The organism is Nitrospirota bacterium, assembly GCA_004296885.1.
Lineage (GTDB): Bacteria > Nitrospirota > Nitrospiria > Nitrospirales > Nitrospiraceae > SYGV01.
Genome location: SCVN01000009.1, coordinates 14,728 through 39,985, shown reverse-complemented (window position 1 = coordinate 39,985; position 25,258 = coordinate 14,728). Strand labels below are relative to the sequence as shown.

At 63.4% G+C, this 25,258-nt stretch carries 22 protein-coding genes; 17 read left to right on the top strand and 5 right to left on the bottom strand.

The genetic code is table 11. The annotated features are described in order from the left end of the window. The 3 genes from EPO61_06550 to EPO61_06540 form a co-directional block, all read left to right on the top strand. Positions 1-767 (top strand): response regulator (locus tag EPO61_06550; protein ID TAJ09346.1); only part of this gene is annotated, 767 nt, incomplete at its 5' end. A 73-nt stretch (positions 768-840) separates the two neighbouring features. Then, positions 841-2,736: a response regulator gene (locus tag EPO61_06545; GenBank protein ID TAJ09345.1), complete on the top strand. Its 1,896-nt coding sequence runs from the start codon at positions 841-843 to the stop codon at positions 2,734-2,736. Further along, positions 2,654-3,346, top strand: a complete 693-nt coding sequence (locus tag EPO61_06540) for a hypothetical protein (protein TAJ09344.1) — start codon at positions 2,654-2,656, stop codon at positions 3,344-3,346. Before EPO61_06545 ends, EPO61_06540 begins: the two co-directional genes overlap by 83 nt. Here the strand turns inward: EPO61_06540 and thiI are convergent. Genes thiI through EPO61_06525 form a run of 3 tightly spaced genes read right to left on the bottom strand, consistent with a single transcriptional unit; the run spans position 3,343 to position 6,139 of the window. Beyond that, on the bottom strand, positions 3,343-4,521 hold the full coding sequence (gene thiI, locus EPO61_06535; GenBank protein TAJ09343.1) for a tRNA 4-thiouridine(8) synthase ThiI: 1,179 nt from the start codon (positions 4,519-4,521) through the stop codon (positions 3,343-3,345). The genes EPO61_06540 and thiI overlap by 4 nt on opposite strands. A 53-nt stretch (positions 4,522-4,574) precedes the next feature. Further along, positions 4,575-5,492: a thioredoxin-disulfide reductase gene (gene trxB, locus EPO61_06530; GenBank protein ID TAJ09342.1), complete on the bottom strand. Its 918-nt coding sequence runs from the start codon at positions 5,490-5,492 to the stop codon at positions 4,575-4,577. Between the two features lie 44 nt (positions 5,493-5,536). Then, on the bottom strand, positions 5,537-6,139 hold the full coding sequence (locus tag EPO61_06525) for a dephospho-CoA kinase (protein ID TAJ09341.1): 603 nt from the start codon (positions 6,137-6,139) through the stop codon (positions 5,537-5,539). Here EPO61_06525 and EPO61_06520 point away from each other — a divergent pair. The 10 genes from EPO61_06520 to msrA all read left to right on the top strand — a co-directional run bounded on the left by EPO61_06520 (position 6,138) and on the right by msrA (position 19,273). Beyond that, positions 6,138-7,259: a DUF1565 domain-containing protein gene (locus tag EPO61_06520; GenBank protein TAJ09340.1), complete on the top strand. Its 1,122-nt coding sequence runs from the start codon at positions 6,138-6,140 to the stop codon at positions 7,257-7,259. The genes EPO61_06525 and EPO61_06520 overlap by 2 nt on opposite strands. Positions 7,260-7,673: 414 nt before the next feature. Then, positions 7,674-7,859, top strand: a complete 186-nt coding sequence (locus EPO61_06515) for a hypothetical protein (GenBank protein ID TAJ09339.1) — start codon at positions 7,674-7,676, stop codon at positions 7,857-7,859. A gap of 25 nt (positions 7,860-7,884) precedes the next feature. Next, the gene (locus EPO61_06510; protein TAJ09338.1) at positions 7,885-8,613 is read left to right on the top strand and encodes a hypothetical protein; all 729 of its coding nucleotides are present in this window, start codon (positions 7,885-7,887) and stop codon (positions 8,611-8,613) included. A gap of 50 nt (positions 8,614-8,663) precedes the next feature. After that, entirely contained in the window at positions 8,664-10,706 is a 2,043-nt protein-coding gene (locus EPO61_06505; GenBank protein TAJ09337.1) for a GAF domain-containing protein, read from the top strand. A 474-nt stretch (positions 10,707-11,180) separates the two neighbouring features. After that, positions 11,181-12,278 (top strand): alkene reductase, encoded by a 1,098-nt coding sequence (locus tag EPO61_06500; protein ID TAJ09336.1) that lies wholly within the window; start codon positions 11,181-11,183, stop codon positions 12,276-12,278. 30 nt (positions 12,279-12,308) lie between these two features. Then, complete coding sequence (locus EPO61_06495; GenBank protein ID TAJ09335.1) at positions 12,309-12,620, top strand: anti-sigma factor antagonist; 312 nt, start codon at positions 12,309-12,311, stop codon at positions 12,618-12,620. Next, entirely contained in the window at positions 12,617-13,867 is a 1,251-nt protein-coding gene (locus EPO61_06490; protein ID TAJ09334.1) for an efflux RND transporter periplasmic adaptor subunit, read from the top strand. The genes EPO61_06495 and EPO61_06490 overlap by 4 nt, the downstream gene beginning before the upstream one ends. After that, positions 13,864-17,046 carry a multidrug efflux RND transporter permease subunit gene (locus EPO61_06485; protein ID TAJ09333.1) on the top strand — a complete coding sequence of 1,061 codons (3,183 nt, stop codon included), beginning with the start codon at positions 13,864-13,866 and terminating at the stop codon, positions 17,044-17,046. Before EPO61_06490 ends, EPO61_06485 begins: the two co-directional genes overlap by 4 nt. A gap of 1 nt (position 17,047) precedes the next feature. Beyond that, complete coding sequence (locus tag EPO61_06480) at positions 17,048-18,478, top strand: efflux transporter outer membrane subunit (GenBank protein ID TAJ09332.1); 1,431 nt, start codon at positions 17,048-17,050, stop codon at positions 18,476-18,478. Between the two features lie 177 nt (positions 18,479-18,655). Next, positions 18,656-19,273, top strand: coding sequence for a peptide-methionine (S)-S-oxide reductase (gene msrA / locus EPO61_06475; protein ID TAJ09351.1), 618 nt, complete (start codon positions 18,656-18,658; stop codon positions 19,271-19,273). Between the two features lie 237 nt (positions 19,274-19,510). On the opposite strand, the gene EPO61_06470 is transcribed toward msrA, so the two are convergent. Further along, positions 19,511-20,470, bottom strand: coding sequence for a hypothetical protein (locus EPO61_06470; GenBank protein ID TAJ09331.1), 960 nt, complete (start codon positions 20,468-20,470; stop codon positions 19,511-19,513). Between the two features lie 190 nt (positions 20,471-20,660). Between EPO61_06470 and EPO61_06465 the strand changes: the two genes are divergently transcribed. Next, the gene (locus EPO61_06465) at positions 20,661-21,695 is read left to right on the top strand and encodes an aldo/keto reductase (protein TAJ09330.1); all 1,035 of its coding nucleotides are present in this window, start codon (positions 20,661-20,663) and stop codon (positions 21,693-21,695) included. Continuing rightward, on the top strand, positions 21,682-22,092 hold the full coding sequence (locus tag EPO61_06460) for a CoA-binding protein (protein TAJ09350.1): 411 nt from the start codon (positions 21,682-21,684) through the stop codon (positions 22,090-22,092). The genes EPO61_06465 and EPO61_06460 overlap by 14 nt, the downstream gene beginning before the upstream one ends. Before the next feature lie 90 nt (positions 22,093-22,182). Here the strand turns inward: EPO61_06460 and EPO61_06455 are convergent, their stop codons facing one another. Further along, on the bottom strand, positions 22,183-22,371 hold the full coding sequence (locus tag EPO61_06455) for a hypothetical protein (GenBank protein TAJ09329.1): 189 nt from the start codon (positions 22,369-22,371) through the stop codon (positions 22,183-22,185). Between the two features lie 61 nt (positions 22,372-22,432). Here EPO61_06455 and EPO61_06450 point away from each other — a divergent pair, with 61 nt between their 5' ends. Together EPO61_06450 and EPO61_06445 are read left to right on the top strand one after the other, a co-directional pair. Continuing rightward, on the top strand, positions 22,433-24,661 hold the full coding sequence (locus EPO61_06450) for a glycogen debranching protein (GenBank protein TAJ09328.1): 2,229 nt from the start codon (positions 22,433-22,435) through the stop codon (positions 24,659-24,661). After that, positions 24,658-25,254 carry a sigma-70 family RNA polymerase sigma factor gene (locus tag EPO61_06445; protein TAJ09327.1) on the top strand — a complete coding sequence of 199 codons (597 nt, stop codon included), beginning with the start codon at positions 24,658-24,660 and terminating at the stop codon, positions 25,252-25,254. The genes EPO61_06450 and EPO61_06445 overlap by 4 nt, the downstream gene beginning before the upstream one ends. Positions 25,255-25,258 lie beyond the last annotated feature (4 nt).

Genomic DNA, 25,258 nt, shown 5'->3' with positions numbered 1-25,258 from the left:
TGCTCAATTTGGTGAACAACGCGCGGGACGCCATGCCGAAAGGCGGCGTGGTGACGATCGCGACCTCCCAACTGACCCTCTGGGAGAATGCGGGTGAGGCCTATCCGGGGATTCCGCGGGGCGTCTACACGGTGCTCACCGTGCGCGATACGGGCTGCGGGATGCCGCCGGAGGTTATGGAACGGATCTTCGAGCCGTTCTTTACGACCAAGGAAGTGGGCAAGGGCACCGGCCTGGGACTTTCGACGGTCTACGGACTGATCGCGCAGATCGGGGGACACATTCGGGTCGCCAGCCAGCCCGGGCAGGGCACTCGGTTTACTATTCTGCTCCCGGCGGTGGAGCCGGCGGCGGAAGCGGCCGGGCCGGCGCGGCCGGCAACCGATGCGCTGACGGGGAACGAAACGATTCTGTTGGCTGAAGATGAACCCGCGGTGCGCAAAGTGCTGCACGCCGCCCTCAGGGAGAAGGGCTATCGGGTCCTGGAAGCAGAGGGTGGCCAGGCGGCGCTCCAGGCGTGTCGGGACTACGCAGGGCCGATCCACCTGGCGGTGGTGGATCTGGTGATGCCGGCAATGGGCGGGCGCGATCTTGTCCGGCAGCTGATTCCGCGGTATCCGAACCTGAAAGTGCTCTATATGTCCGGCTATGCCGACCAGCCGATGGATTCGCAGGAGCTGCCGGATTCGATCAAGGCGTTCTTGCAGAAGCCCTTCTCCTCGGAAATCTTGTTGCGCAAGGTCCGTGACCTGCTGAATGGATTCTAGTCGTTGAACGGGTCGCTCCTTGATACAAGGTTGTCGTCGCGGGTACAGGCGGAGTCCTGAAGGAGGCGGCGCGGTGTCGTTAACGATTCCAAAATTCGCCGATCAGGAGATGCCGGCGATTCCGGAAGCCCGCGCGCCGCTGGTCTTTGCGGACCAAGTCGCGGTCGTCTACCGGGGATCGCGCGACGCCTCGCTGGTCACGGTGGTGAACGGCCTGTTCATCGCCTATATCCAGCGCGACGTCATTCCCACCGTGGTCCTCGCGCCCTGTATCGCCTATTTGCTGGTGGTGGCCCTCGGGCGGCTCGGTCTCGCTTACCGTTATTGGCAGGCGGCGGACCGGGTGGCGGCGGCCCCTCTGTGGCACCGGCGTTATGTCATAGTCACCGGCCTCCTGGGGATCGGCTGGGGAATCACCGGGTCCCTGCTCTTTCCCGTCGACTCCATCGCGCACCAGATGTTTCTCGTCTTCGTGCTGGCCGGTATGGTGTCGGGCGCCGCCGCCTACCTGCCGGCGAGCAAGCCTGCGTTCCTCTGTTTTGTTCTTCCCTTGTTGATCCCGCTGACCGTCCGCTTGCTGACCATGGGCGACGAGGTGCATCTGTTCATGGGCCTCATGGCGGTCCTGTATGGGGCCGCCCTTTGGGCAACCGCCTGGCGCACGCATGTGACGATCGTCGCCTCGCTCAATCTGCGCCATGAGAATCGCGAGCTGATCGCCTATCTCACGGACGCCAAGGAGAGGGCCGAGCGGCTGAACACGGACCTGACGGCGGAGATCGAGCAGCGGCGGCAGACCGAGGCGGCGCTCAAGCAGAGCGAGGAACAACTGCTCCAATCGCAGAAGATGGAAGCGGTCGGCAAGTTGGCGGGCGGCATCGCCCACGAGTTCAACAACATTCTCCAGGTCATCAAGGGCTATTGCTATTTCCTCCTGCCCGGGCTGGCGAAGCAGGAGGCCCTGCGGCGGGACGTCGAAGGGATCGAACAGTCGGCGGACCGGGCCGCGAGCCTCACGAACCAATTGTTGGCGTTCAGCCGGCGGCAAGTGATCATGCCGCGGGTCCTGGATTTCAATGCGATTATCGTGGAGCAACACCGGATGTTGGACCGGCTGATCGGCGAGTCCATCAAGCTGGAGGTGGAACTGGCGCCGGATCTGCCGCGGGTCAAGGCGGACCCGGCGCAGATCGGGCAGGTGTTGCTCAATTTGGTGAACAACGCGCGGGACGCCATGCCGAAAGGCGGCGTGGTGACGATCGCGACCTCCCAACTGACCCTCTGGGAGAATGCGGGTGAGGCCTATCCGGGGATTCCGCGCGGCGCGTACGTGAGGCTCACCGTGCGCGATACGGGCTGCGGCATGCAGCCTGAGGTGCTCGCGCGGATCTTCGAACCGTTTTTTACCACCAAGGAGGTGGGCAAGGGTACCGGTCTGGGCTTGTCCACCGTGTATGGATTGATCGCGCAGACCGGGGGCCATATTCGGGTCGCCAGTCAGCCGGGACAGGGCACCTGTTTTACGATCCTGCTGCCGGCGGTGGTTCAGGCCGCGGACGAATTGAGTCCGGAGAAATCGTCAACCGGGCCGCTCACAGGCACCGAGACGATTCTGATCGCCGAAGACGAGCTGGCGGTGCGCAAAGTGCTGCGCGCGGCTCTCAGGGAGAAGGGCTATCGGGTCCTGGAAGCAGAGGATGGCCAGGCGGCGCTCCAGGTGTGTCGGGACCACGCAGGGCCGATCCACCTGGCGGTGGTGGATCTGGTCATGCCTACGTTAGGGGGGCAAGCTCTCGTTCAGCGGCTGGTTCCGCGGTATCCGAACCTGAAAGTGCTCTATATGTCCGGCTATACCGATCAGCCGGTCGATCTTCGGGAACTGTCGGATGCGAATCGGGCCTTCTTGCAGAAGCCCTTCTCATCGGACCTCTTGCTGCGCACCGTTCGAAGCTTGTTGGATGAATCCTAACCCTCGCCTTTCCATTGTCCCTGCGCCGCGTTTCGGCCGCCGGGCCGCCACGTTGCTTGGGGGGCTGCTGGCCTGGGCCGGCGTGGTCATCGCTCCCTGCGCCGCGCTCTCGGCTTCTGCGCAGGACCAGATGACGCTGACCGTGACCGGCGATCCAGCCGGTGGACTCCGAGCCACCGCCTCGCTCCGCCTGCCGGTCCCTCCGTCCGTGGTGCAGCAAGTGCTGACGGACTATGAAAACTGGCCGCACCTGTTCGGGGTGACCATGCGCATGGCGCGTCTGGACCGCCGGTCGGACAGGGTGATCACGGAGCTCTACATCCGGCACCCCATCTTGCCCGGTGAAAGCCGTCTCATGTGCGACAACCGAGTGCCGCCCGGCGGCGGGCTGGTCACGACGTTTCTGGAAGGGGACTTCAAACGATATGAGCGGACGTGGACGCTTGGCCCGGATGGAAGCGCCGCGGCCACGAAGGCGGAGTTCACCCTGCTCGTAGAGGTGAAGACCCTGGCTCCCGATTGGCTCGTGGCGTTGGAGCTGAAGCGGCAATTGGAGAAGCACTTCCGCATCCTGCGGGAGACGGCTCTCGCGCGGGCGCAGGCGCGCTAAGTCGGGAAAGAGAATTCGGCCAACTCCGCCTGCTCCAGTCCCTGCTTGACCAGGGCGACGAGGTCGAACGCGCGCTCGATTTTCCGGATCGTGTCCAGTCCGGTCTTGGTGCTGGGATGCGGTGGGACGAAGAGCGAGCAGCAGTCCTGGTCCGGTTCGATGGAGGTCTCGAACGTGCCGATCCGCTCCGCCTGCTCGGTGATCTCGATCTTGTCCATGCCGATCAGCGGACGCAGGATCGGCAACTGCGCCGCTTCCTGCACCACGCTCAAGTTCTCCGGCGTTTGCGAGGCCACCTGGCCGAGGCTGTCTCCGGTGACCAGGGCCCAGCAGCGCTCCTTCCGCGCCAGCTCCTCGGCGATGCGGAGCATCATCCGGCGGTACAGGACGATGCGAAAGGCGGCTGGCGCGCCCAGTACGATCTGCCGCTGAATCTCCCCGAACGGCACCAGATACAGGCGCGAGTAGCACTGGTATTGCGTCAGGAGCCGGACGATTTCCCGGACCTTTTCCTCCGAGGCGCGGCTCACGTAGGGGCGGCCGTGGAAATGGACAAAGACGGCCCGGCAGCCGCGCTTCATCATGCGGTGGGCGGCGACCGGAGAGTCGATGCCGCCGGAAATACAGCAGGCCACCTTTCCGCTGATACCGACCGGCAATCCGCCCGATCCCGCTTCTTTCTTGGTCGAATAGTAGGCGGCTTTGGCCAGCAGCTCGATCTGCACGGTCAGGTCCGGGCGGCTCAGGTTGACCTTCTTGCCGGTGAGCCGGCAGAGGTGGGCGCCGACATCCCGGTCCACGTCCACCGAGGTAAAGGGAAAGCGCTTGTCGGCCCGTTTGGTCGAGACGCGGAAGGTGGCGAACGACTGGGGCGCCACTTCCCGGCCGACGGCTTCCTTGAGTGCGTCGAGGTTGGGGCGTGCCAGGTCCAGCGGCACCGAGTGGGCGAGCGAATAGTGCGCGATCCCAAAGACCCGCTTCAGCCGTTCGTTGACGGCATCCCAGGAGGTCTCGTCTTTGAGGACGACGCGGATGCGGCCGGGCAGGGCGTCCACCTGTCCGACCCCAAGATCGCGCAGAACGAGCCGGATATTTCTAACGAGCCGTTGTTCGAAGTAGGGACGGTTGCGTCCCTTGAGGGCGAGTTCGTGGTAATGGATGATCGCGCAGCGCATAGGCTTCGCAGGTTGGGGTCCAGGACGGTTGTCGCTCAACCTTAACCTCGGCCTCAACCTTGGTTGTCCAGGAATCGCTCGGCGTCGATGGCGGCCATGCAGCCGGAGCCGGCGGCGGTGATCGCCTGGCGATAGCGGGCATCCTGGACATCGCCGGCGGCGAAGACGCCGGGCACGTTGGTGGCCGTGCCCTGTGTGGTCAGGAGATACCCCTTGGCGTCCATCCCGACCTGGCCCTTGAACAAGCCGGTGTTGGGACTGTGCCCGATGGCCACAAAGACACCGGCGCAAGGCAACTGCGATGTTTTGCCGGTGACGACGTTGCGCAAACGGACGCCGGTCACCACCTGGTCGCCGGTGATGTCCTCCACGACGGAATTCCAGACGAAGGCGATTTTCTCGTTTTTCATCGCCCGGTCCTGCATGATCTTGGAGGCGCGCAGCTTGTCCCGCCGATGGACGACGGACACCTTGGTGGCGAATTTCGTGAGGAAGTTCGCCTCTTCCATGGCGCTGTCCCCCCCTCCGACGACGACCAGTTCCTTTCCGCGAAAGAAAAAGCCGTCGCAGGTCGCGCAGGTGGAGACGCCGTGGCCCGTCAGCCGCGATTCGTTGGGGAGTCCGATGTGAATGGCCGAGGCGCCGGTGGCGATGATCAGCGTCTTGGTCTCGATCCGCCGTTCCCCTTCGACGGTGATGGTGAACGGCTTCCGGCCGAGATCGACGGCGGACACGTCGCCGGTGAGAAATTCCGTGCCGAACCGCTCCGCCTGGGCCCGCATGACTTTCATCAATTCCGGACCCTGGATGCCCTGCTCGAAGCCCGGATAGTTTTCCACCTCGGTGGTGGTGGTCAACTGGCCTCCGGCCTGGAGCCCTTCGATGAGCAGCGGCGACAGGTTGGCCCGCGCCGCATAGATGGCGGCGGTCAGCCCGGCCGGCCCCGATCCGATGATGACGACCTGATGCATGAAAGGAAATGTAACACAGGGAAGGGGCGAGCGGAAGCCGGAAATCAGGCGAGCGGCTTGAGCTCCGAAACGATCCGTTCCACTTCGCCTTTGGTTTGTGCGAACGACAACGTGCCGTCGATCACCTCGTCGGCTCTGGCGATCTTCTCCCGCAGCGGCATCTGGGCGCGGAGACGGCGGAGCGCTTCGGCGCGTGTGAAGCCGTTGCGGGTCATGAGGCGTTTGATTTGAGTGGCCCGGTCCGCGGTCACGACGATGATCTTGTCCACCCGTTGATCCACGCCGGCTTCGAAGAGCAGGGGGACATCGTAGAGGACGATGGCGTTGGGGTCTTTCTTGGCGATCGCCGCCGTCAGCCTCGCTTGCGCCCGTGCGACGCGCGGATGGACGATGGCATTCAGCCGCCGGCGTTTGGCCTCGTTCCGGAAGATCACCTCGGCGAGGGCTGCGCGGTTCAGCGTGCGATCCGGATTCACGACCTGTTTGCCGAAGGTGCGCACGATATCGCACCAGGCCGGCTTGCCCGGCTGGACGACCTGCCGCGCCAGTTCGTCGGCGTCGATGACGTAGGCTCCGTTGTCTTGAAAGAGGCGCGCGACCGAGCTCTTGCCGGTCGCCAGTCCGCCTGTCAGCCCCACCAGGATCATGGGCGAAGGATACCACGGGCCCGCGGCCCTCACAAGGAACTCGTTCGGAGCCGGGTTGACAGACCGTGGGCGTTCCCTGTATCACGCTCGCATGCATGCGGCCATCCGACCGACCGTCCTCCTGATCCTATTTCTGTGCCTGGGCCACGGCACGGCCCTGGCGATCCCCGACGGCAAGCCTGCGAACCAGGGGCCGCGCACGCTGGTCGTGGCGGGAGACGGGTCCGGCCAATTCACGTCCATCCAGGATGCGATCGACGACGCCCACGATGGGGACACGGTACAAGTCAAGGCGGGGGAGTATCGGGAAGATGTCACGATTCACAGCAAGGAACGGTTGAAGCTGATCGGGGCGGGGGCGGACCGGGTCAAAGTCCTGGGCCGCGAGCGGGTCGGCGTCTTCCATATCGGCAAGTGGCCCTACGGGGCGACGGAGATCGAAATCAGCGGCCTGACCATCTATGAACACGGCGGGCATGCGATGGGCATCTTCAACGGACGCAACATCCGGCTGCACCATATCCGCATCAATGGGATGGTATTCGGGCAGCAGGTCCAGGATGTCCGGATCGAACAATGCGACATCGGGGGAAGCGAAACGACCGGGGTCCAATTTGCCGACTCGCAAGCCACGCTGGTGGGCAATTACATCCACGACAACGACCACGGCGTCATCATCGCCGGCAGGTCCGACGTGCGGCTGGAGCGGAACGTGATCGTCCGCAGCCTGTTCGAAGGGGTGGTGGTCACGGATAAGGCCCGCGCGATATTAGTGAGCAACACGATTGTGAAGAATGGCGGCGGGGCCGCCTTTCTCGGGGCCTCCAGCAGCGTGGCCTCCGGGAACATCGTGGGACTCAATAAAGTGGGCTTCCTGCTGGGGCCCTCGAGTCTGGCGACCCTCTCCACCAATGCGCTCTACAACAGCGAGTCCGAATATCGCCGGACCGAGCCGGCCGATGGACAAGCGGAGCTGAAAGGGGAGTCGGACATCGTCGGGGACCCGCTGTTCGTCGATCCGCAGCGGGATGATTTTCGGCTCCGTCCCGAGACGCCCCTGGTCCGACGGGGCGAGTTTGCCTATCTCGGGGCGTTGCCTCCAATGAGCGCGCGCCCATGACAGGATGTTGAAAAAGGCCTCCCGCTTTGTTCTCGGTCGCTCGACCCCTCAGCATACGATCGGGCGCGGGCAAAATAACTATCCGCTCGCATGTGATCGAAGCGAGCGGTTCAAGCAAAGCTTGATATGTCCCTCCTCCTGGTCCTCGCTTTCTGCGGCCTCGCCCGTGGAGATGGCGCGTCTTGGCGCGCCGGGGTTGGGAGGGTGAAAGCGGTGGCCATTTTGAACCTCCTGCTCAACGCCCCCGATCGGCTGATTTTTCCCCTGCCGGCGAGTTTTGCCTCCGGCCTTTCTTGGAAGACTTCTTGTGGTATGATGAACTCGTTCCCTTGACTTGGCGCATTCCTTGCTTATTCCTTGCTTATATAATTTGAAGACACCGGTCGAATAGGCCGGTGAAGGTAGGGAGAGCCGATGGCTGCCTTCCGTTCGGAACTTGAAAAGTCCAGCCTCGATGGCCTGCCGGCCCTGGAAGAACTGGAAGCGGGCAAGCCGGTGGGGGCGATCCTCCCCATGTCCGAGCATGCCCAAGCCGAGCTTCGGGACAGCATCGAGTTGATCGACTTCCTGGTGAACCAGGATCAGGTCACCTGGAATTAGATCGCCCATCCGTCGCGGGGGTTGCATGGCGGATGTGATCCGCATCAAAACGAAAACCCCGACCCCCTATCTCCTTGCCGAGCTTCGTCCCGAAACCCACGACACCAAAACGTTCCGGTTTGCCCTGCCGGCCGATGCCACGCTGGATCTGCTGCCCGGCGATCATGTGACCGTGCATGCCACGGTGAACGGCAAGGCCGTGAAGCGGCCCTACACGCCGTCATCCCTCGTCGGCACCCTCGGATTTTTTGAACTCACCGTGAAACGGTATGAAACCGGGGCGGTTTCCAAGTATTTGCACGACCGCCGGGTCGGCGAGACGGTGGAGATCAGCGGGCCGTACGCGGGAGGCCACTGGGTCGACGGGATGGCGACCAGGGTCGGGTTCGTCGCCGGGGGCACCGGCATCACTCCGATGATCTCCATCATCCGGTGGATTCTGGCGAAGCGCTTGCCGGTCGAACTGTGGTTGGTCTTCGCGAACAAGACCGAGGCCGATATCATTTTGCGGGAGGAGTTCGAGCAAGCGGCCCGCGAGCACCTCAATTTCCACTGCTACCACGTCCTCGGCCAACCGCCCACCGGGTGGTCGATGGGCGTCGGGCGGGTGACGCCGGACATGCTCCGCACGCACCTGCCGCCGCCGGGCTCCGATACGGTCGTCTTCCTCTGCGGGCCTCCGCCGATGGTGGACGCGCTGGAAGGAAATCTGAAAGCCCTGGGCTATCCCGAGCAGGCCATCATCCTGCCCTGAACGTCGCTCCTCAGTTGCATAACGGATAGGGCGTCGCCATACTAGCGGGCATGGCGGAGAAGCCTGGATCACTGACGGCGGAGCCCGGCGCCGACCGGTATGGCGCCCTGCTGGAGGTCACGGAAGCGATCGCCGCACACCGTGATCTGGCCGCTTTGTGCCGGGAACTGGCCCGTCGCCTCCCCGCGGTCGTTCGGTTTGAGTATGTCGGATTTCTCCTGCACGATCCGGCGCGGGACGTCATGCGCGTCCATGTGCTGGAAACCTCCGAGTCCAAAACCCTGCCTTCCGGAATGGAATTGCCGGTCGCCGAGTCGGCAGGCGGCTGGGTGTGGACGCACCAACAGCCGCTCATCGTGCCCTGCCTGAAAGACGAAACGCGCTTTCCCAAAGGGCTTGCGATCCTCAGAGACATCGGCGTGGCGTCGTTGTGCATGTTCCCGCTCACCACGGCGGTACGCCGCCTTGGCACCATGGGGTTCGGAAGCCTCAAGCCTTGCGCCTTCGGGGACGCGGAGCTGGCGTTCCTCGATCAAGTCACCAAGCAAGTGGCGGTGGCGATCGACAACGTCCTGAACTACGAGGCGGTTCAAGCCTCCCAGCAGCACCTGGCCAGGGAGCGCGACCGGCTCATGCTCTTGCTGGAGGTCAACAATGCCGTGGTCTCGCACTTGGAGTTTCGGGATGTGTTTGCCGCCACGGCGGCCTCCCTCCGCCGCGTGCTGCCGAACGACTATACCAGCCTGGCTTTGCACGAACCGGAGGGCGACCGGTTCCGCCTCTATGCCCTGGATTTTCCCGTGAGCAAGGGTTTGCTCCATGAAGGCATGGTGAATCCGGTCGAGGGGACCCCGGCGGGCGTCGCGCTTCGCTCGGAGAAGCCGCAACGGTTCGGCGAGAACGAATTGCAGACGTTCACGGCGGAGTTCGTGAAGCTGCTGCTGGCCGAAGGGATCAAATCTATCTGCTGCGTGCCGCTCCGATCGCGCAACCGGCAACTGGGGACCCTCAACATCGCCAGCCTGCGCGCCGATGCCTTTGGCCAGGACGACGTGGATTTGCTGACCCAGGTGGCGAGCCAGATCGCGATCGCGGTCGAGAACGCGCTGGCGTATCGGGAGATCGCCGAGCTGAAGGACAAGCTGAGCAAGGAAAAGCTCTACCTCGAAGGGGAAATCCAGAACGAGTACAACTTCGAAGAGATCGTCGGGGACGGGCCGGCCCTCAGGCGGGTCCTGCAGCAGGTGGAGATCGTGGCTCCGACCGATTCCACGGTCCTGATTCTGGGCGAGACCGGAACCGGCAAGGAATTGCTGGCCCGCGCCATCCACAATCGCAGCGGCCGGCGCGGCAGGACTTTCGTCAAAATGAACTGCGCGGCTATCCCGAGCGGGCTGGTGGAAAGCGAATTGTTCGGTCACGAAAAAGGCGCGTTTACCGGGGCGATCGCCACGAAAATCGGACGGTTCGAGCTGGCCGACGGGGGGACCCTGTTTCTCGACGAAGTGGGCGACATTCCGCTCGAGCTGCAATCCAAATTGTTGCGAGTGTTGCAGGAGCAGGAGTTCGAACGGCTTGGCAGCACGAAGACGATTCGGGTCAACGTCCGCCTGGTCGCCGAGAAACAATTCCGCAGCGATCTCTACTATCGCTTCAATGTCTTTCCCCTCACGGTGCCGCCGCTCCGCGAACGCCGGGAGGACATTCCCTCGCTCGTCCGTTACTTCGCGCAGAAATTCGCCAGGCGGATGAACAAGCGGATCGAGACCGTCCCGAGCGGCGTCATGGCCGCCTTGTCCCGGTATCACTGGCCCGGCAATGTCCGCGAGTTGGAGAACCTGATCGAGCGAGCCGTCATTCTCTCCCGTGGCGCCGACCTGCACGTACCGCTCGCGGAGTTGAAGGCGGCGGCCAGGGATGAGCTCCAGCCGGTCGCCACGCTCGAAGCAGCGGAGCGCGAACATATTCTGCGCGCGCTCAACGCCACCGGCTGGGTGATTGGCGGTTCCACCGGCGCCGCAGCCAAACTCGGCATGAAACGGACTACGCTTCAATCCAGAATGCAGAAGCTCCACATCTCCCGCCCTCGATAAAACAGTTCCAATCGAAGCGGTTTTGCGTGCCGACATATCGGCATCGTGCCGTCATGTCGGCGCCTGCCGATCGGCACCTGATCAATTCCAGACGAGTCAGTCATCATGACGATGCGAATAATTTATTGTTAATCATCGTCTTGCGTCATAGTTTGCTATGCCGTCCACGGCATGGAACGGCCTTTGCTCTACCGAACAGTGTCTATGGATTTTTGAAGAAGAAAGGAGGGCATCATGTCCTGGATGATGATCATATTTCCCGCTCTATCGGTTGTCATGCTGCTGGCTCTCCTGGTTGCCGTTAACGGGCTCAAGGTACAAACCGCTCACGTCTCCCGGCAGCAGAGCCGGGCGGCCGGGAACGGTCAGGCCGGAGGGCCGACTCATTCGGGGCCACGCCGGAGGATACGTCAGGTCTTTTCCATGTTCTGAAGATCGGCAGTCTGAGTGCGGCACGAGGAGGAGGAATAAGAAATGAGCGAGCCATTGTTCGAGCCGATCGTGAGCGGTGCACTGGAGCTGAACAACCGGATCGTCATGGCGCCGATGACGAGAAGCAGGGCCAGCGTCACGGGGGTGCCGTCTGATCTGGCCGCGACCTATTATGCGCAGCGGGCGGAGGCAGGCCTGATCATCACGGAAGGGACGCAGCCCAGCGCGAACGGCCAGGGGTACCCGCGGACCCCGGGCATGCACTCGCCCGAACAGATCGCGTCCTGGCGGAAGGTGACGGAGGCGGTCCACGCGCGCGGCGGGCGGATCGTCCTCCAACTCATGCATACGGGGCGTATCGCCCACCGTCTGAACCGGACGGTGGATGGCCCGCCCGTCGCCCCCTCGGCGATCCGCGCAGCCGGGCAGATGTACACCGATGCCCTGGGGCTCCAGGACCACAGCATGCCCCGCGCCCTGGCAACGGAAGAGATCCCGTCGGTCATTGACGAGTACCGGCAGGCGACGATCAACGCCATGCTGGCCGGATTCGACGGGGTCGAGCTGCACGGGGCGAACGGCTACCTGCCGATGCAATTCCTGGCCTCCAACAGCAACCGACGGACGGACCACTACGGAGGCACCGTCCAGAACCGGGCGCGCCTCGTCATCGAGACGCTGGAAGCCATGGCGGATGGGGCCGGGTCGGCGAGCCGGATCGGTCTGCGCGTCAGCCCCGGCAATACCTTCAACGACATCCAGGAGAACGATCCGCTCGACCTCTATCCCTACCTGGCCAAGGCCATCAACCCTCTGGGGCTGGCCTATCTGCACGTGCAGCGATCGGGGAAGCTTCCGCAGCAGGAGCAGACGTTCGATCCGATCGCCCTCATGCGGACGCATTTCACGGGGCCGATCATCGCCACCGGCGGATTCGATCGCGAGAGTGCGAATGAGCTGTTGAGCTTGGGGCAGGCGGACATGATCGGCTTCGCCAGGCCGTTCATCGCCAATCCCGATTTGGTGCGTCGGTTCCGGACCGCCGCCCTCCTGGCGCAACCGGACCCAACCACGTTCTATACGCCGGGGCCGAAGGGCTACACCGATTACCCGGATTCCACGAGTTCTGAAGCCGCATGACGCGGCTCGTCTGGTGAAAGGGCATTTCCGATGCTGAAAATCACGGTTCGCGAGGAGACATCGGGAGCGACGCTCGAGGTGGAAGGCCGGCTGGCCGGCCCCTGGGTGGACGAATTGGATCGTGCCTGGCGCAACATGCCCGATCCCCGGCCGGGGCATCCGATCGTGGACCTGTCCGGGGTCACCTTCATCGACGGTGCGGGCAAGGCGCTGCTTGCCCGTTTGTGGAAGGATGGCGCCAAGCTGCAGGCCGCCGGTTGCCTGACCCGGTGCATCGTGGAGGAGATCACGACGGGCGCTCCGAGCGATTCGTGCCAGGCCACGCAGAAGGAGCAACGATGAGCCCCGCAACGCATTTCATCGGTCGGACGATTCGGGCGGCGGCCATCCTGTTTCTCTGGGTGGCGATCACCGCGTCGGTCGGGTGCAAGCAGGAAGCGGCCTCCACGCCGGCGCAGTCTCTGCCGGAAGTCGAGGTGCTGACGGTGACGGCCCAGGAAGTGGCGGACGAGCCGGAACTGATCGGACAGGCCGAGTCCTCCCGTCCGGTCGAGATCCGGTCGCAAGTGACGGGGATCATCAAAGAGCGCTATTTCACCGAAGGCCGGGACGTCAAGCGAGGCGACCGGCTGTATCAAATCGATCCCGTGCCGTTCCAGGCTGCCGTGGCCAGCGCCAAAGGCAAGGTCGCCCAGGCGGCGGCGCGCGTCGTGCAGGCACGACAGAACCTGGCCCGCGTCAAGCCCCTGTTGGAGGAGCAGGCCGTGAGCCAGAAGGACGTGGACGATGCGGTGGCGGAAGACCTCTCGTCGAAGGCGGCGCTGGAATCCGCCAAGGCAGAGTTGACCAAGGCGGAGTTCGACATGAACAACACGCTCATCACCGCCCCCATCGACGGCCTGATCGAACGGACCAAGGTCTACGAAGGGCGGCTGGTCGCCGCGCAGACCGATCTGCTCACGGTCATCCACCAGATGGACCCGATGTACGTCATCGTCAGCGCTCCGGAGAATTTCTTGCTCAAGCGGCGTCGGGAGCGGGCGTCGAAAAAGGTGCAGGGCGCGGAGGTCTACGATCTGCGGGGCGTGATCACCTTTACGGACGGCAGTATCTACCCGCATGAGGGGGATTTGGACTTGCTCGATGTGGGGCTGCGCACCACGACCGGCACGATGGACGTGCGGGTCGTGTTCCCCAACCCGGAGCGGGCGCTGCTACCGGGACAGTTCGTGAAAGTCCGCTTCCTGGGCGCCGTGCGGACCGGGGCCATCCTGGTGCCGCAACGGGCGGTGCAGCAAGGGGCAAAGGGGTCGGTCATCTATGTCGTGGGCGAGGGCGACAAGGTGGAGGTCCGCGATATCCTGGCGGCTGCCTGGCACGGCAACCAATGGCTTGTGGAAGAAGGGTTGAAGGCCGGAGAGCGGATTGTGGTGGAAGGCATGTATCGCATCGTCCCCGGCGCGCCGGTCAAGCCGGTTCCCTATCACGGTCCGGTTGCTTCCTCCGGCAGCCAGGCTCCACAGGCGAAGGCTGACGCGAAGCCCGCGGCCAAGCCGGAGACGGGCCCGAAGCCGGAGGCCGGCCAATGAGCGGCGGATTTTTCATCGACCGGCCGATTTTCGCGGCGGTCCTGTCCATCGTCATCGTCCTGGTTGGGCTGGTGTCCTTGCAGTCCCTGCCCATCGCCCAATTTCCGGAGATCACGCCTCCGGTCGTGCAGATCGACGCCGACTATCCGGGGGCCAGCGCGGAAGTGGTGGCGGACGGGGTGGCGCGTCCCATCGAAGTGCAGCTCCCCGGCATCGACAATCTGCTCTACTACGATTCCACCAGCACCAACGACGGGCACATGAGCATCAAGCTCACGTTCGAGATCGGCACGAACGTGGACATCGCCCAGGTCCAGACGCAGAACCGTCAGAAGCTGGCGGAGCCGCAGCTCCCGCCCGAAGTGGTCCGCCAGGGCGTCACCGTGAAGAAAGTGTCGCCGGATCTGCTCGCGGTCGTGGCGCTGAGTTCCAACGATCCCCGGCAGGACACGGTCTTTCTCTCCAACTACGCCATCCTGCGCGTGATCGACAATCTCAAGCGACTCCCCGGCGTGGGCGATGCCATGGTCTTTGGCCAGCAGAACTACAGCATGCGGCTGATTCTGGACCCGGTCCGGATGGCCCAGCTCAGCCTCACGCCGACCGACATTGCGGCCGTCGTCCGCGAACAGAACCGGGACTTTCCCGCCGGCACGGTCGGGCGTGAGCCGGCCGCCAAGGGGACCGAGCTCACCATCCCGGTCATCACGCGCGGCCGTTTGACGGAGGTGAAGGATTTCGAGGAGTTGATCGTGCGGGCCCTTCCCGGCGGCTCCATGGTTCGCCTGAAGGACGTGGCCAGGGTCGAACTGGGCGCCCAGTCCTACGACCTCGAAGGACGGTGGAACGGCAAGCCCAACGTGTTCCTCCTGACCTTCCTGTCGCCGGGCGCCAACGCCCTCGACACGGTGAAGCGGGTCCGCAAGGAAATGCACAGCCTGGCCAAGAGCTTTCCCCAAGGCGTGTCGTATGACATCCCCTACGACACGACCCGGTTCATCGAGGTCTCCATCCAGGAAGTGGTCAAGACGCTGGGAGAGGCCATGGTGGTGGTCATCCTGGTGGTCTATCTGTTTCTGCAGAGCTGGCGCGCCACGCTGATTCCCGGCGTGGCGGTGCCGGTCTCCCTGATCGGCACCTTCGCCGGCATGAGCGCGCTGGGGTTTTCCATCAACACCCTCACGCTGTTCGGGATGGTGTTGGCCATCGGTATCGTGGTGGACGATGCGATCGTGGTCGTCGAGAACGTCGAGCGCCACATGACGCGGGGCGGGCTCCCGCCCAAGGACGCCGCCAAGAAAGCCCTGGGCGAAGTGGCGGGGCCGGTCATTGCGATCGTGCTGGTCCTCTGCTCCGTGTTCGTGCCCGTGGGATTCCTGGGCGGGATCACCGGCCAGCTCTACAAGCAGTTCGCCATCACCATCGCCATCTCCGTGATCATTTCGGGCTTCGTCGCGCTGACGCTCAGCCCCGCCCTCTGCGCCCTCGTCCTCAAGCCGGGTCACGAGTCCCGCGGGGGCCTCTTCGGGCTCTTCAACCGGTTCTTCGATTGGACGCAAGTCCGCTATGCGGCGACCGTCGAGGTGCTTCTCAAGCGGTCGCTGCTGGCGCTGGTGGTCTTCGGCCTCCTCATCGGGCTGTCCGTCGGCCTGCTCAGGATGATCCCGCCGAGCTTCCTGCCGGACGAGGACCAGGGTTATTTCATCGCCATCGTCCAACTGCCCGACGGGGCGTCCAAGCAACGGACCGACGCGGTCCTCGACAAAGTGGAACGGTATTTCCTGTCGGTGCCCTCGATCCACTCGACGGACGCCCTGTCCGGCCAGAATTTCGTCTTCAACACGCGGGGGCCGAACGCGGCGACCATGTTCCTGCCGCTGCGGCACTGGGATGAACGGAAGGATCCGAGCCAGCACGTCACGGCTTTGATCGGCGCGGCCTACCAGGAATTCGCGAAGATTCCCGAAGCGTTGATTCTGGCGTTCAACGCGCCGTCGATCCGAGGGCTCGGCGCCACGGGAGGGTTTTCCGTCCAGCTCCAAGACCCCAGCGGTGGGGATTTTAAACAGTTCGCCTCCGTGGCGCAGGCCTTTCTCGCCAAGGCCCGGCAGGACCCGGCGATCGGCGCGATCGGGACCAGTTTCCGCGTGAGCGCCCCCCGCATCTATGCGAACGTGAACCGGGAGCGGGCCAAGGCCCTGGGGGTGCCCATCTCCGAGGTATTCGACACGCTCCAGGCCTATTTCGGCAACCTCTACGTCAACGACTTCCTCAAGTTCGGCCGCGTCTATCGGGTGCAGACGGAGGCGGAGGCCCAGTACCGGTCGGACCCGGAGGACATCGCCAAAATCTACGTGCGCGCGCTGAACGGGCAGGGCGCGTCCATGATTCCACTGGATACGGTGGTGACGACGGAACATACCAGCGGTCCGGACCCGGTCACGCACTTCAACGGGTTCAACACGGCTTTGGTGCTGGGGGCGGCGAAGCCCGGCTACAGTTCGGGCCAGGCGCTGGATGCCCTGGACCGGCTGGCGCAGGAAATTTTGGTGCCTCAAGGCTACGGAATCGACTGGAGCGGCATCTCCTACCAGGAGCACAAGGTCGGCTCGGAATCGGCCCTGGCCTTTGCGTTCGGCTTGGTCATGGTGTTTCTGGTGCTGGCGGCCCAGTACGAGAGCTGGTCGGTGCCCTTCGCCGTGATCCTGGCCGTGCCATTCGGGGCCTTCGGAGCCTTGACGGCCGTGTGGCTCAGGGGATTGAGCAACGACATTTACTTTCAGATCGGCATGGTCACCCTGATCGGCCTCGCCGCCAAGAACGCGATCCTGATCGTCGAGTTCGCGAACAAGCGCCACGCCGCCGGCCTGCCGATGGCGGAGGCGGCGATCGAGGCGGCCAAGCTGCGGTTCCGGCCGATCGTGATGACCTCTATGGCCTTCATCATGGGCGTGGTCCCGCTGGTAGTGGCGACCGGCGCCGGAGCGGCCAGCCGGAACTCCATCGGCACCGGCGTCTTCGGCGGGATGCTCGCCGCCACGTTCCTGGCCATCTTTTTCGTGCCGCTCTTTTTCGTGGTGATTCAGCAAGTCTCCCGGCGCATCATGGGTCGGAGGACGGAAGCTGCGGGCGAGGCGCCGGGATTATCCGGATCGGCCACGTCGGAAGGAGGGGAGTGACATGCGCAGTCTGCTCCTTGCCACTGTGTCGCTGCTGCTGATCTCCTGCGCCGTGGGGCCGGACTACACCAGCCCCGACGTGCCGAAGCCCGAGGCCTTTCGCATGGCCGAGACGGACGGGCGGTCCATCGCGAACCTACCCTGGTGGGAGCTGCTCCAGGACGAAGAGCTTCAGAAGCTGATCCGGATCGCGCTGGAGGAAAACAAGGACCTCAAGCAGGCCACGGCCACGATCGAAGAATTCGAGGCCCGGCTGTTCATCGCCAGGACCGATTTCGCCCCGAAGCTGGATGGGACCGTCTACGCGCCCTCGTTCGGCCGGCAGTCCCTGTTTCTGTTTCCGGGATTTCCCAACCCTTTCAACTACTACGTGCAGGGCAATCTCTCCTGGGAGATCGATATTTGGGGGCGTATCCGCCGATCCAACGAAGCGGCTCGCGCGGATTTGCTCGGCAAGGAGGAGGCCAGGCGGGCCGTCATTCTGGAGCTGGTCAGCGACGTGGCCCAGGCCTATTTCGACCTGCGCCAGTTCGATATGCAATTGGACATCGCCAAACGTACCCTGGTCGCGTGGGACGAATCGGTACGGATCGCCAAGGCTCGGCTGCGGCGGGGCATCATCGCCAAGCTGGACGCGGACCAGTTCGAGGCGGAACGGGCCAATGCGGCGGCCCGCGCGGAGGAATTGGAGCGGCAGATGGTCCAGAAGGAGAACCAGCTCAGCGTGCTGCTGGGACGGAACCCGGTCCGGATTCCGAGGGGCCGTTCCCTCACCGAGCAGGCGGTGCCGCCGCAGGTGCCGGCCGGCCTCCCCTCGGAGCTGCTCCAGCGCCGTCCCGACATCGTCCGGGCCGAGCAGGAACTGGGCGCGGCCACCGCGCGCATCGGGATGGCCAAGGCGGACCGCTTTCCCAAACTGTCCATCACCGGGCTCCTGGGCGTGGCCGATCCGTCCTTCTCGCAGTTGTTTACGCGCGGCGGCGACTTCCGCGTAGCCGGCCCCAGCGTCACCGGTCCTCTGTTCAACGCCCAGATCCTGGGCTTCCAGCAGAAGGCCGCCGAGGCCCAGGCCAAGCAGGTCCTGGCCCAGTACGAACAGACGATCATCGTGGCCTTCCGGGAAGTCGAGGATGCGCTGGTGGCGGTGACCACGTCCCGCAAGCAACGGGCCGTGCAAGCCGAGCAGGTCGAGTCCCTGCGATCGGCTCTGCACCTGGCCAATCTGCGGTACAAGGGAGGGCTGGCCAATTACCTGGACGTGCTGATCGCGCAACGGAACCTCTTCGACGCGGAGCTGGCCCTCACGGGCACGCATCGGCTCCATCTGGTGTCCATCGTCCAGCTCTACAAGGCTCTGGGCGGGGGCTGGCCGCCGATTGCCGCCACGGAGACCCAACCGGCGGAGCCGGCGCCGGCAAGCGAGAAGGGATAAGCCGTCACGCCTGTCCCGCCCCGGCTTCAGCCGTGCTGGTGTAAGAAATCGCCGGTCCCTCCGACCTATGGGCAGGGCGCCGGCTGCGTCAGGTGAGGGGAATCCAAACCTCAGTCCGGCTCGAAGGGGTATAGGAGGCCGGATGTACGACAGGAGGGGGATATGAACAGGAGTCGGATGGGCATCAATCTGGTGCTTGCCTCTGTCTTGCTGGCAGCGCTGGGTGCGACTGCGACGGGGGCTGAGCAAGGCACAGGGGCCAGCCAACCGGCTAAGGCCACCTTCGCCGGCGGCTGCTTCTGGTGCGTGGAGGAAGCGTTTCAGGATATTGACGGAGTCGTCTCCGCCACCTCCGGCTATACGGGCGGCCAGAAGGGCAATCCGACCTACGAAGAGGTCTCGGCCGGGGGCACGGGCCATGCCGAGTCGGTGGAAATCCTCTACGACCCGGCGAAGGTGAGCTACGGCAAGCTGTTGGAGGTCTTCTGGCGCAACATCGATCCGACAACCCCGGACCGGCAGTTCTGCGACATCGGGAGCCAGTACCGTTCGGCCATTTTTTATCACAACGAAGAGCAGAAGCGACTGGCGGAAGAATCTAAAAAGAAGGTGGAGGCGACCAAGCCCTTCAAGGAGCCGGTCGTGACCCAGATCGTGCCGGTCTCGACCTTCTATGCGGCCGAGGAATACCACCAGGACTTCTATAAAAAGAATCCCATCCGGTACAAATTTTACAAGCACAACTGCGGCCGGGCTCAGCGGCTGGCGCAGCTGTGGGGCGCTAGCAAAGGCTAGCCGGCAGGATGTTGAAAAAGGCCGCCAGCTTTGTTCTCGCATCGCTCAGACCCTCAACGTACTTTCTCAGTACGCCTCGGGCCTTCACTCGCTGCGGCCTCGCTGAACGGCCTTTTTGACCATCCTGTAAGATGGGATGCTGAAGCGGAGACGCTGGCGATGATCCGGGTCGATTGGGGCCGACGGGACAGTATTGCCAGCCCAACCTGACTCGCATCCAGACTCTATTGCTTGGCATTAGGTTATGGGTATGGAGTCTTGCGGCACATCATGAGTTGTTCGTGAAAAAGATCTTTGGAGCTCGTGCATCAAATCACCTTGCGGAGACTTTGCGTTCTTAATACACAAATAGGCGATCGCAGCGCTCGACAGATTTTCCAGTACAAAAGGCGTCCCATCAAGCTTTAATATTCGGCTCTTGACTGTGCCGATAAGCGGAATCCTTGAGAAGCCAATGACGCCGAGGACTTTCTCGTGGTTGAGCTTCTTTGCGATCGGGACCAAAAGCTTCTCAAGCTCGTTCGATAGAAATTTTGTGCCTGCTTCCAAGGACGGTACTTGCAGGTATTCTCCGGGTTTCCTCACGATCCGTGATGCATCGATCGCAATTACTCCCCACGGTTGACCGGCTAAATTATCGTTAAGCTGATGATATGCGGTGTCGGCGTTTTCCTGTAAGGTGGCCTCATTCATCGGCCTTTTGCACTCGATCCGAATTGGATTATCTCGAAATAGGAGGAAAATGTCGGACGGAGAGCCTTGTTGGGTCTGGCCATGCATGATCTTTGCGTTGTTGATACCATCAACGGAAACGACATGCGCTTCGGCAACATGCAGCAATTTCCCTGCTAGCACGTAAACAAAGGCATCGTTTCTGGGCTGGTTCGAGTTTGCTGAAGCGCTTTCGTCTTCACTGAGGACTGTTCCTTTCTTGAAAACACGAGAAATTTTACCCTGAATGCCTGGAAAGTCAGTTGCTCTACTCTTCCATGAATTGAAGATGTCGAGAATTTCTGTTGCCTCGTAGTAGGCGAAAAAATGTTGGTCTGACTGAAGCCCCTGCGAGTACTCTCTCAAGAGCTTTTCATACATTGCCGTCCTTCCATGCCCGATGCCAACCCAGCCTAAAGCTTCCTTTAAGCGGTCTGGAATAGCAGCAGACTTTTGCCTCCATGCGCGCCAATATTCTCTTAGCATTGAGATTCCTTCGTTCGATTGATGCCCAGGGACATTTTACTGCCGCTGGGTTATTGGGTCGATACCTCCCTGACTCTATAAGAATTGGCCTCCTTGCACGACTCTCTATCAAAGGGGAGCGGCTGGCCTTCTCAGGCTGCCTTTGCTAAGCTTTTCAATCTCTCGTCCATCTGTCGTGCGAGGATCGATCATGGCCTTCTCTCGTCGGGTCAATCGAAGAGAACTCCTTAAAGCCCTGGGACTGGCCGGAGCCGCGGCGGCGCTGACCGGCCCACTGGACTGGGCCAGGGCTATTGGTGAGGCCGGCGCGCCGCCTGCGTCCGGTGCGATCCTGCGTCGGCCGTTCGGCAAGACCGGCATCGAGGTCTCGGCCCTCTGCCTCGGCGGGGCGCATCTGTCGCGGCTGGAGAACGACGCGGAAGCAGCCTCGGTGGTTCATGAGGCGATCGATGCGGGGATCGATTTCATGGACAACGCCTGGGAATATGCGGGAGGGCGGGCCGAGGAATGGATGGGCAAGGCCCTCGTCGGGAAGCGCAATAAAGTATTTCTCATGACCAAGGTCTGTTCCCACGGACGGGATAAGCGCGTGGCTATGCAGCAACTCGAAGAATCTTTGCGGCGGCTGAGGACCGACTATCTGGACCTCTGGCAGATTCACGAAGTCGTCTATGAGGACGACCCGGACCGGCATTTTGCGGTCGGCGGGGCAGCCGAGGCTCTACTGGAAGCGAAGAAGCAGGGCAAGGTCCGGTTCATCGGCTTTACCGGCCACAAGGACCCAAGCATCCACTTGAAGATGCTGGCGCACGACTTTCCGTTCGACGCCTGTCAGTTGCCGTTGAACGTCTTCGACGGGACCTATCGGAGCTTCGAGCGGGAGGTGTTGCCGGTGCTGGCCAAGCGGGGCATCGCGCCCCTGGCCATGAAGACCTTGAGCGGCAACGGGGAGCCGATCAAGCGCGGCATCATTACGCCGGAGGAGGCTCTGCGCTACGTCTTGAGCCTGCCAGTCTGCACGGTCGTCACCGGCGTGGATTCACGCGACGTGCTGCGGCAGAATGTCGGAATCGCCAGGCGGTTCACGCCGATGTCGGCACAAGAGATGGCCGACCTCCGGACCCGCGTCGCCGCCTACGCAGCCGATGGGCGCTTTGAACTGTTTAAATCCTCGCGGGCCTATGACGGACGTATCGGGCGCGAACAACATCATATCCAGTTCTGAGACGATCCGGCGCATCTTCGACGAATGCCGCACGATCGCCGTCGTCGGCCTCTCGTCCAACCCGCCGCGCCCTTCCTACGACGTGGCCTCTTTCATGCAACAGCAGGGTTACCGCATCATTCCAGTCAACCCGCTGGAAGTACCGGTCCTCGGTGAGACGGCTTATGCCGTGCTGACCGCCGTGCCCGTGCAAGTGGATTTGGTGTCCATCTTCCGCAAGTCGGAAGAGGCAGGCAAGGTCGTGGACGAAGCGATCACGATCGGGGCCAAGTCTGTGTGGCTGCAGGAAGGCGTGATCGACGACGCTGCGGCCCAGCGCGCGCAGCAGGCGGGACTATTGGTCGTTATGGATCGGTGCTGGAAGAAGGAATACAAACGTCGGGCGGGCGGACACTAGATCGTGTCCGCACAAGCGCGGCAGGTTTCCGGCAGCGGTCAAGGCTTCGCCTCCCGCCGGCCGCTGGCCCAGAACGGCGGGCCGGCCGCTTCAGGAATGGTGGGAGTGGAGCGTCAGCGCCAGGCGGCGCTCCCACTGCCACCATTGGGCGATGCTGATCGCCAAGCCGAGGCCCCAAAAGACGGCGAAGGGGGCGGCGAGGAGCCAGGAGCCGCTGGCCATTCCAACGATGATCAGACTGGCCGCCAACGAGAACAAATTGAACATGATACCGGTCATGTGCAAGCCCTCCTGAACTGAGTATCGGCAGGCCCCTGGTGAACTTGAGCGGGCCCGGCGGATGCCGTCTTTCTTGCCCTTGCTCCTCATCCGCCCGGCTCTGTCTGTAAGGTTTCGGGCTTATTCTCGACCGGACGGTAACCCACGGTTGTTGGCGGCATCCCGCCCTCTTTGTGGTACGATACCGGCCGCCGTCTGGGCCACGTGCATTGAACCGGATGACCACCGACCAGTGAACATACCCGCCTCGGACTGTCAAAACCTGGATCGTGCGCTGAGCCTGGAGTGGCTTGAACCGAACGGCCGCGGCGGGTTTGCCTCCGGCACGGTGGCTGGGGCCAACACCCGCCGGTATCATGCCTTGTTGCTGATTGCCAGACGTCCTCCGGTTGACCGGGTGGTTCTGGTGAACCACGTGGAGGAGACCGTGGAGGTCGGCGGGCAGGTCTATGCTCTGTCCTGCAATCTGTATCCCGGCGCGGTCCATCCGGAAGGCTACAAGACGTGTGCCGGCTTCTCGGCCGATCCCTGGCCGACCTGGACCTACGAAGTCGGCGGGGTTCGACTGACCAGGGAAATCTTCTGTCCGCAGGGGCGGGATCTGGTGGTCGTCCGCTGGGCCTTGCTTGGTCGGGGAACGACACCGGTCCAACTCTGCGTCAACCCCATGCTCACCGGCCGGGACCACCATGGCCTGCACCGGGAGAACGGAGCCGTGCGACCGGATGCCCTGGTGAAAAAGGGCGCGGTGACGTGGCAGCCGTACCACGATCTCCCGGCCGTCAAAGCCCTGCACAACGGCAGCTATCGCCATGCGCCCGATTGGTATCGCCGGGTACAGTATCCGGTCGAGCGGGAACGGGGCTTGGATTTCGAGGAAGACTGGTGGAGGCCGGGTGACCTGACGTTTACGCTGACGGGGCAGCAGCCGGCCCAGATCGTATTCTCGACGGAAGCGGTGCCGGCAGCCGATGCGGAGGATGCGATTCGCGTGGAGCGGCGTCGCCGGTTGTCGTCGCGCCGACTCGAAGACGCGACGAAGCCAATTCCCACCGAGGACCCTCTTGTCCATGCCCTGTGGCAGGCCTCCGAGGCCTATATCGTCGAACGGGGCCGTCAGAAGACGGTGATCGCCGGATACCCCTGGTTCACCGATTGGGGGCGGGATACGTTCATCTGCTTGCCGGGCCTCTGCCTGGTCACCGGCTGGTATGCCGAAGCCAGGCAAATCATCGCCGCCTTCGCCGCACACATTTCGGAGGGGATGATCCCGAACCGGTTTCCCGATGCGGGGGAGGTGCCGGAGTACAACACGATTGACGCGTCGCTCTGGTTTGTCCGGGCTGTGGGGCGGTACCTGGCCTATACGGGAGACGTGACCGCGGTCAAACGAGTCGGCTGGCCCGCCGTGAGGGCCGTGCTGGACGGGTATCGCTATGGGACCCGATATGGCATCCGCGTGGATGCGGACGGTCTGGTGACCGGCGGCGCCCCCGGCGTGCAACTCACCTGGATGGACGCCAAAGTGGGGGACTGGGTGGTGACGCCGCGCCGGGGCAAGGCGGTGGAGATCCAGGCCCTCTGGGTCCATGCCCTGTCCATCGGCGAGACATTGGCCGTCCGGTTCGGCGACAAGGCCTATGCCAAGCGTTGCGCAGAGGATCGGGCGCGCGCCATCGAGTCTTTCCGCATCAGGTTCTGGTACGGGGACGGCGGGTATCTCTATGACGTGGTGGACGGGGAGCAGGGAGACGACCCGAGCCTCCGGCCGAATCAGCTCTACGCCGTGGCGCTGGACGACCGGCTCCTGAAGGAAGAGCAGGCCTGGAGCGTCGTCCAGGCCGTGGAGGTCGAGTTGCTGACGCCGGCCGGGTTGCGGACCCTGTCGCCGAACGACCCCCGGTATCAGCCTCGCTACGGAGGCGGCGTAGTCGAGCGGGACGGGGCCTATCACCAGGGTACGGTCTGGGCCTACCTCATGGGCGCTTTCGTCACGGCCTGGATCAAGACCCACGACGGGAGCCCTGGCGCCAGAAAAAAAGCGCGCGATTTTTTTGACGGGATCGAACGGCACCTGGGAGAGGCCGGCTTGGGCCAGGTCTCGGAAATTTTCGACGGCGATCCGCCGCACCGGCCCCGCGGCTGTTTTGCGCAGGCTTGGTCGGTGGCCGAGCCGTTGCGGGCGTTGCTGGAGGACGTGTACGGCCTGGCGCCGGACGGGCGAACCGCCGCCGCGCCGATGCCGGCACCGAACTTGTCCAGGTCGCAGACCAGGAGGGGGCGCTCGTGACGGGGGCCGAGCGGGTTCTCTCCGATCCGGAAACCTGGCCGGACCGGCACGGCGATTACCTCTTTCGCTGCGCCCTCCTCCGGGTCCGCGACAAGACATTGGCGGAAGAGATCGTCCAGGAAACCTTCCTGGCGGCGCTCAAGGCCCGCGGGCGCTTTGCCGGCCAGTCCTCCGAGCGGAGTTGGCTGATCGGGATCATGAAACATAAGATTGTGGACCAGTTCCGGAAGACGGTCCGGGAGACTCCGACCGAGGACCTCGATCGGGCGGGGTTCGATCAGGATCAGGCGGGCGACTTCGACGAGCAGGGCCATTGGAAGTTGGATGGGAGGGCTCCCAGGGCTTGGCCGGACAGTCCCAGCCTGGAACTGGAGCGGAAGCAATTCTGGGATGTGCTCACGCATTGCCTCGGCGAACTACCGCCGAAGATGGCCCGGGTCTTTTCGTTGCGGGAAGTGGACGAGTTGAGCGCAGACGAGGTCTGTGAAGCGCTGAAGATCAGTCAGGCCAATCTCTGGGTGCTGCTGCACCGGGCTCGCCGGCATCTGCGACGGTGTCTGGAGCTGCACCATTTCACCGACGCTCCGGCGTGAGCAG

What these genes read in the sequence shown, in the direction of transcription:
- EPO61_06490 (TAJ09334.1), top strand. Translation starts at nt 12,617, where the DNA reads ATGAGCCCCGCAACGCATTTCATCGGTCGGACGATTCGGGCGGCGGCC.
- EPO61_06525 (TAJ09341.1), bottom strand. Translation starts at nt 6,139, where the DNA reads ATGATCCTGGTGGGGCTGACAGGCGGACTGGCGACCGGCAAGAGCTCG.
- EPO61_06495 (TAJ09335.1), top strand. Translation starts at nt 12,309, where the DNA reads ATGCTGAAAATCACGGTTCGCGAGGAGACATCGGGAGCGACGCTCGAG.
- EPO61_06540 (TAJ09344.1), top strand. Translation starts at nt 2,654, where the DNA reads ATGCGAATCGGGCCTTCTTGCAGAAGCCCTTCTCATCGGACCTCTTGC.
- EPO61_06505 (TAJ09337.1), top strand. Translation starts at nt 8,664, where the DNA reads ATGGCGGAGAAGCCTGGATCACTGACGGCGGAGCCCGGCGCCGACCGG.
- EPO61_06450 (TAJ09328.1), top strand. Translation starts at nt 22,433, where the DNA reads ATGCCGTCTTTCTTGCCCTTGCTCCTCATCCGCCCGGCTCTGTCTGTA.
- thiI (TAJ09343.1), bottom strand. Translation starts at nt 4,521, where the DNA reads ATGCGCTGCGCGATCATCCATTACCACGAACTCGCCCTCAAGGGACGC.
- EPO61_06485 (TAJ09333.1), top strand. Translation starts at nt 13,864, where the DNA reads ATGAGCGGCGGATTTTTCATCGACCGGCCGATTTTCGCGGCGGTCCTG.
- EPO61_06480 (TAJ09332.1), top strand. Translation starts at nt 17,048, where the DNA reads ATGCGCAGTCTGCTCCTTGCCACTGTGTCGCTGCTGCTGATCTCCTGC.
- EPO61_06510 (TAJ09338.1), top strand. Translation starts at nt 7,885, where the DNA reads ATGGCGGATGTGATCCGCATCAAAACGAAAACCCCGACCCCCTATCTC.
- EPO61_06470 (TAJ09331.1), bottom strand. Translation starts at nt 20,470, where the DNA reads ATGCTAAGAGAATATTGGCGCGCATGGAGGCAAAAGTCTGCTGCTATT.
- EPO61_06515 (TAJ09339.1), top strand. Translation starts at nt 7,674, where the DNA reads ATGGCTGCCTTCCGTTCGGAACTTGAAAAGTCCAGCCTCGATGGCCTG.
- msrA (TAJ09351.1), top strand. Translation starts at nt 18,656, where the DNA reads ATGGGCATCAATCTGGTGCTTGCCTCTGTCTTGCTGGCAGCGCTGGGT.
- EPO61_06500 (TAJ09336.1), top strand. Translation starts at nt 11,181, where the DNA reads ATGAGCGAGCCATTGTTCGAGCCGATCGTGAGCGGTGCACTGGAGCTG.
- trxB (TAJ09342.1), bottom strand. Translation starts at nt 5,492, where the DNA reads ATGCATCAGGTCGTCATCATCGGATCGGGGCCGGCCGGGCTGACCGCC.
- EPO61_06455 (TAJ09329.1), bottom strand. Translation starts at nt 22,371, where the DNA reads ATGACCGGTATCATGTTCAATTTGTTCTCGTTGGCGGCCAGTCTGATC.
- EPO61_06465 (TAJ09330.1), top strand. Translation starts at nt 20,661, where the DNA reads ATGGCCTTCTCTCGTCGGGTCAATCGAAGAGAACTCCTTAAAGCCCTG.
- EPO61_06520 (TAJ09340.1), top strand. Translation starts at nt 6,138, where the DNA reads ATGGGCGAAGGATACCACGGGCCCGCGGCCCTCACAAGGAACTCGTTC.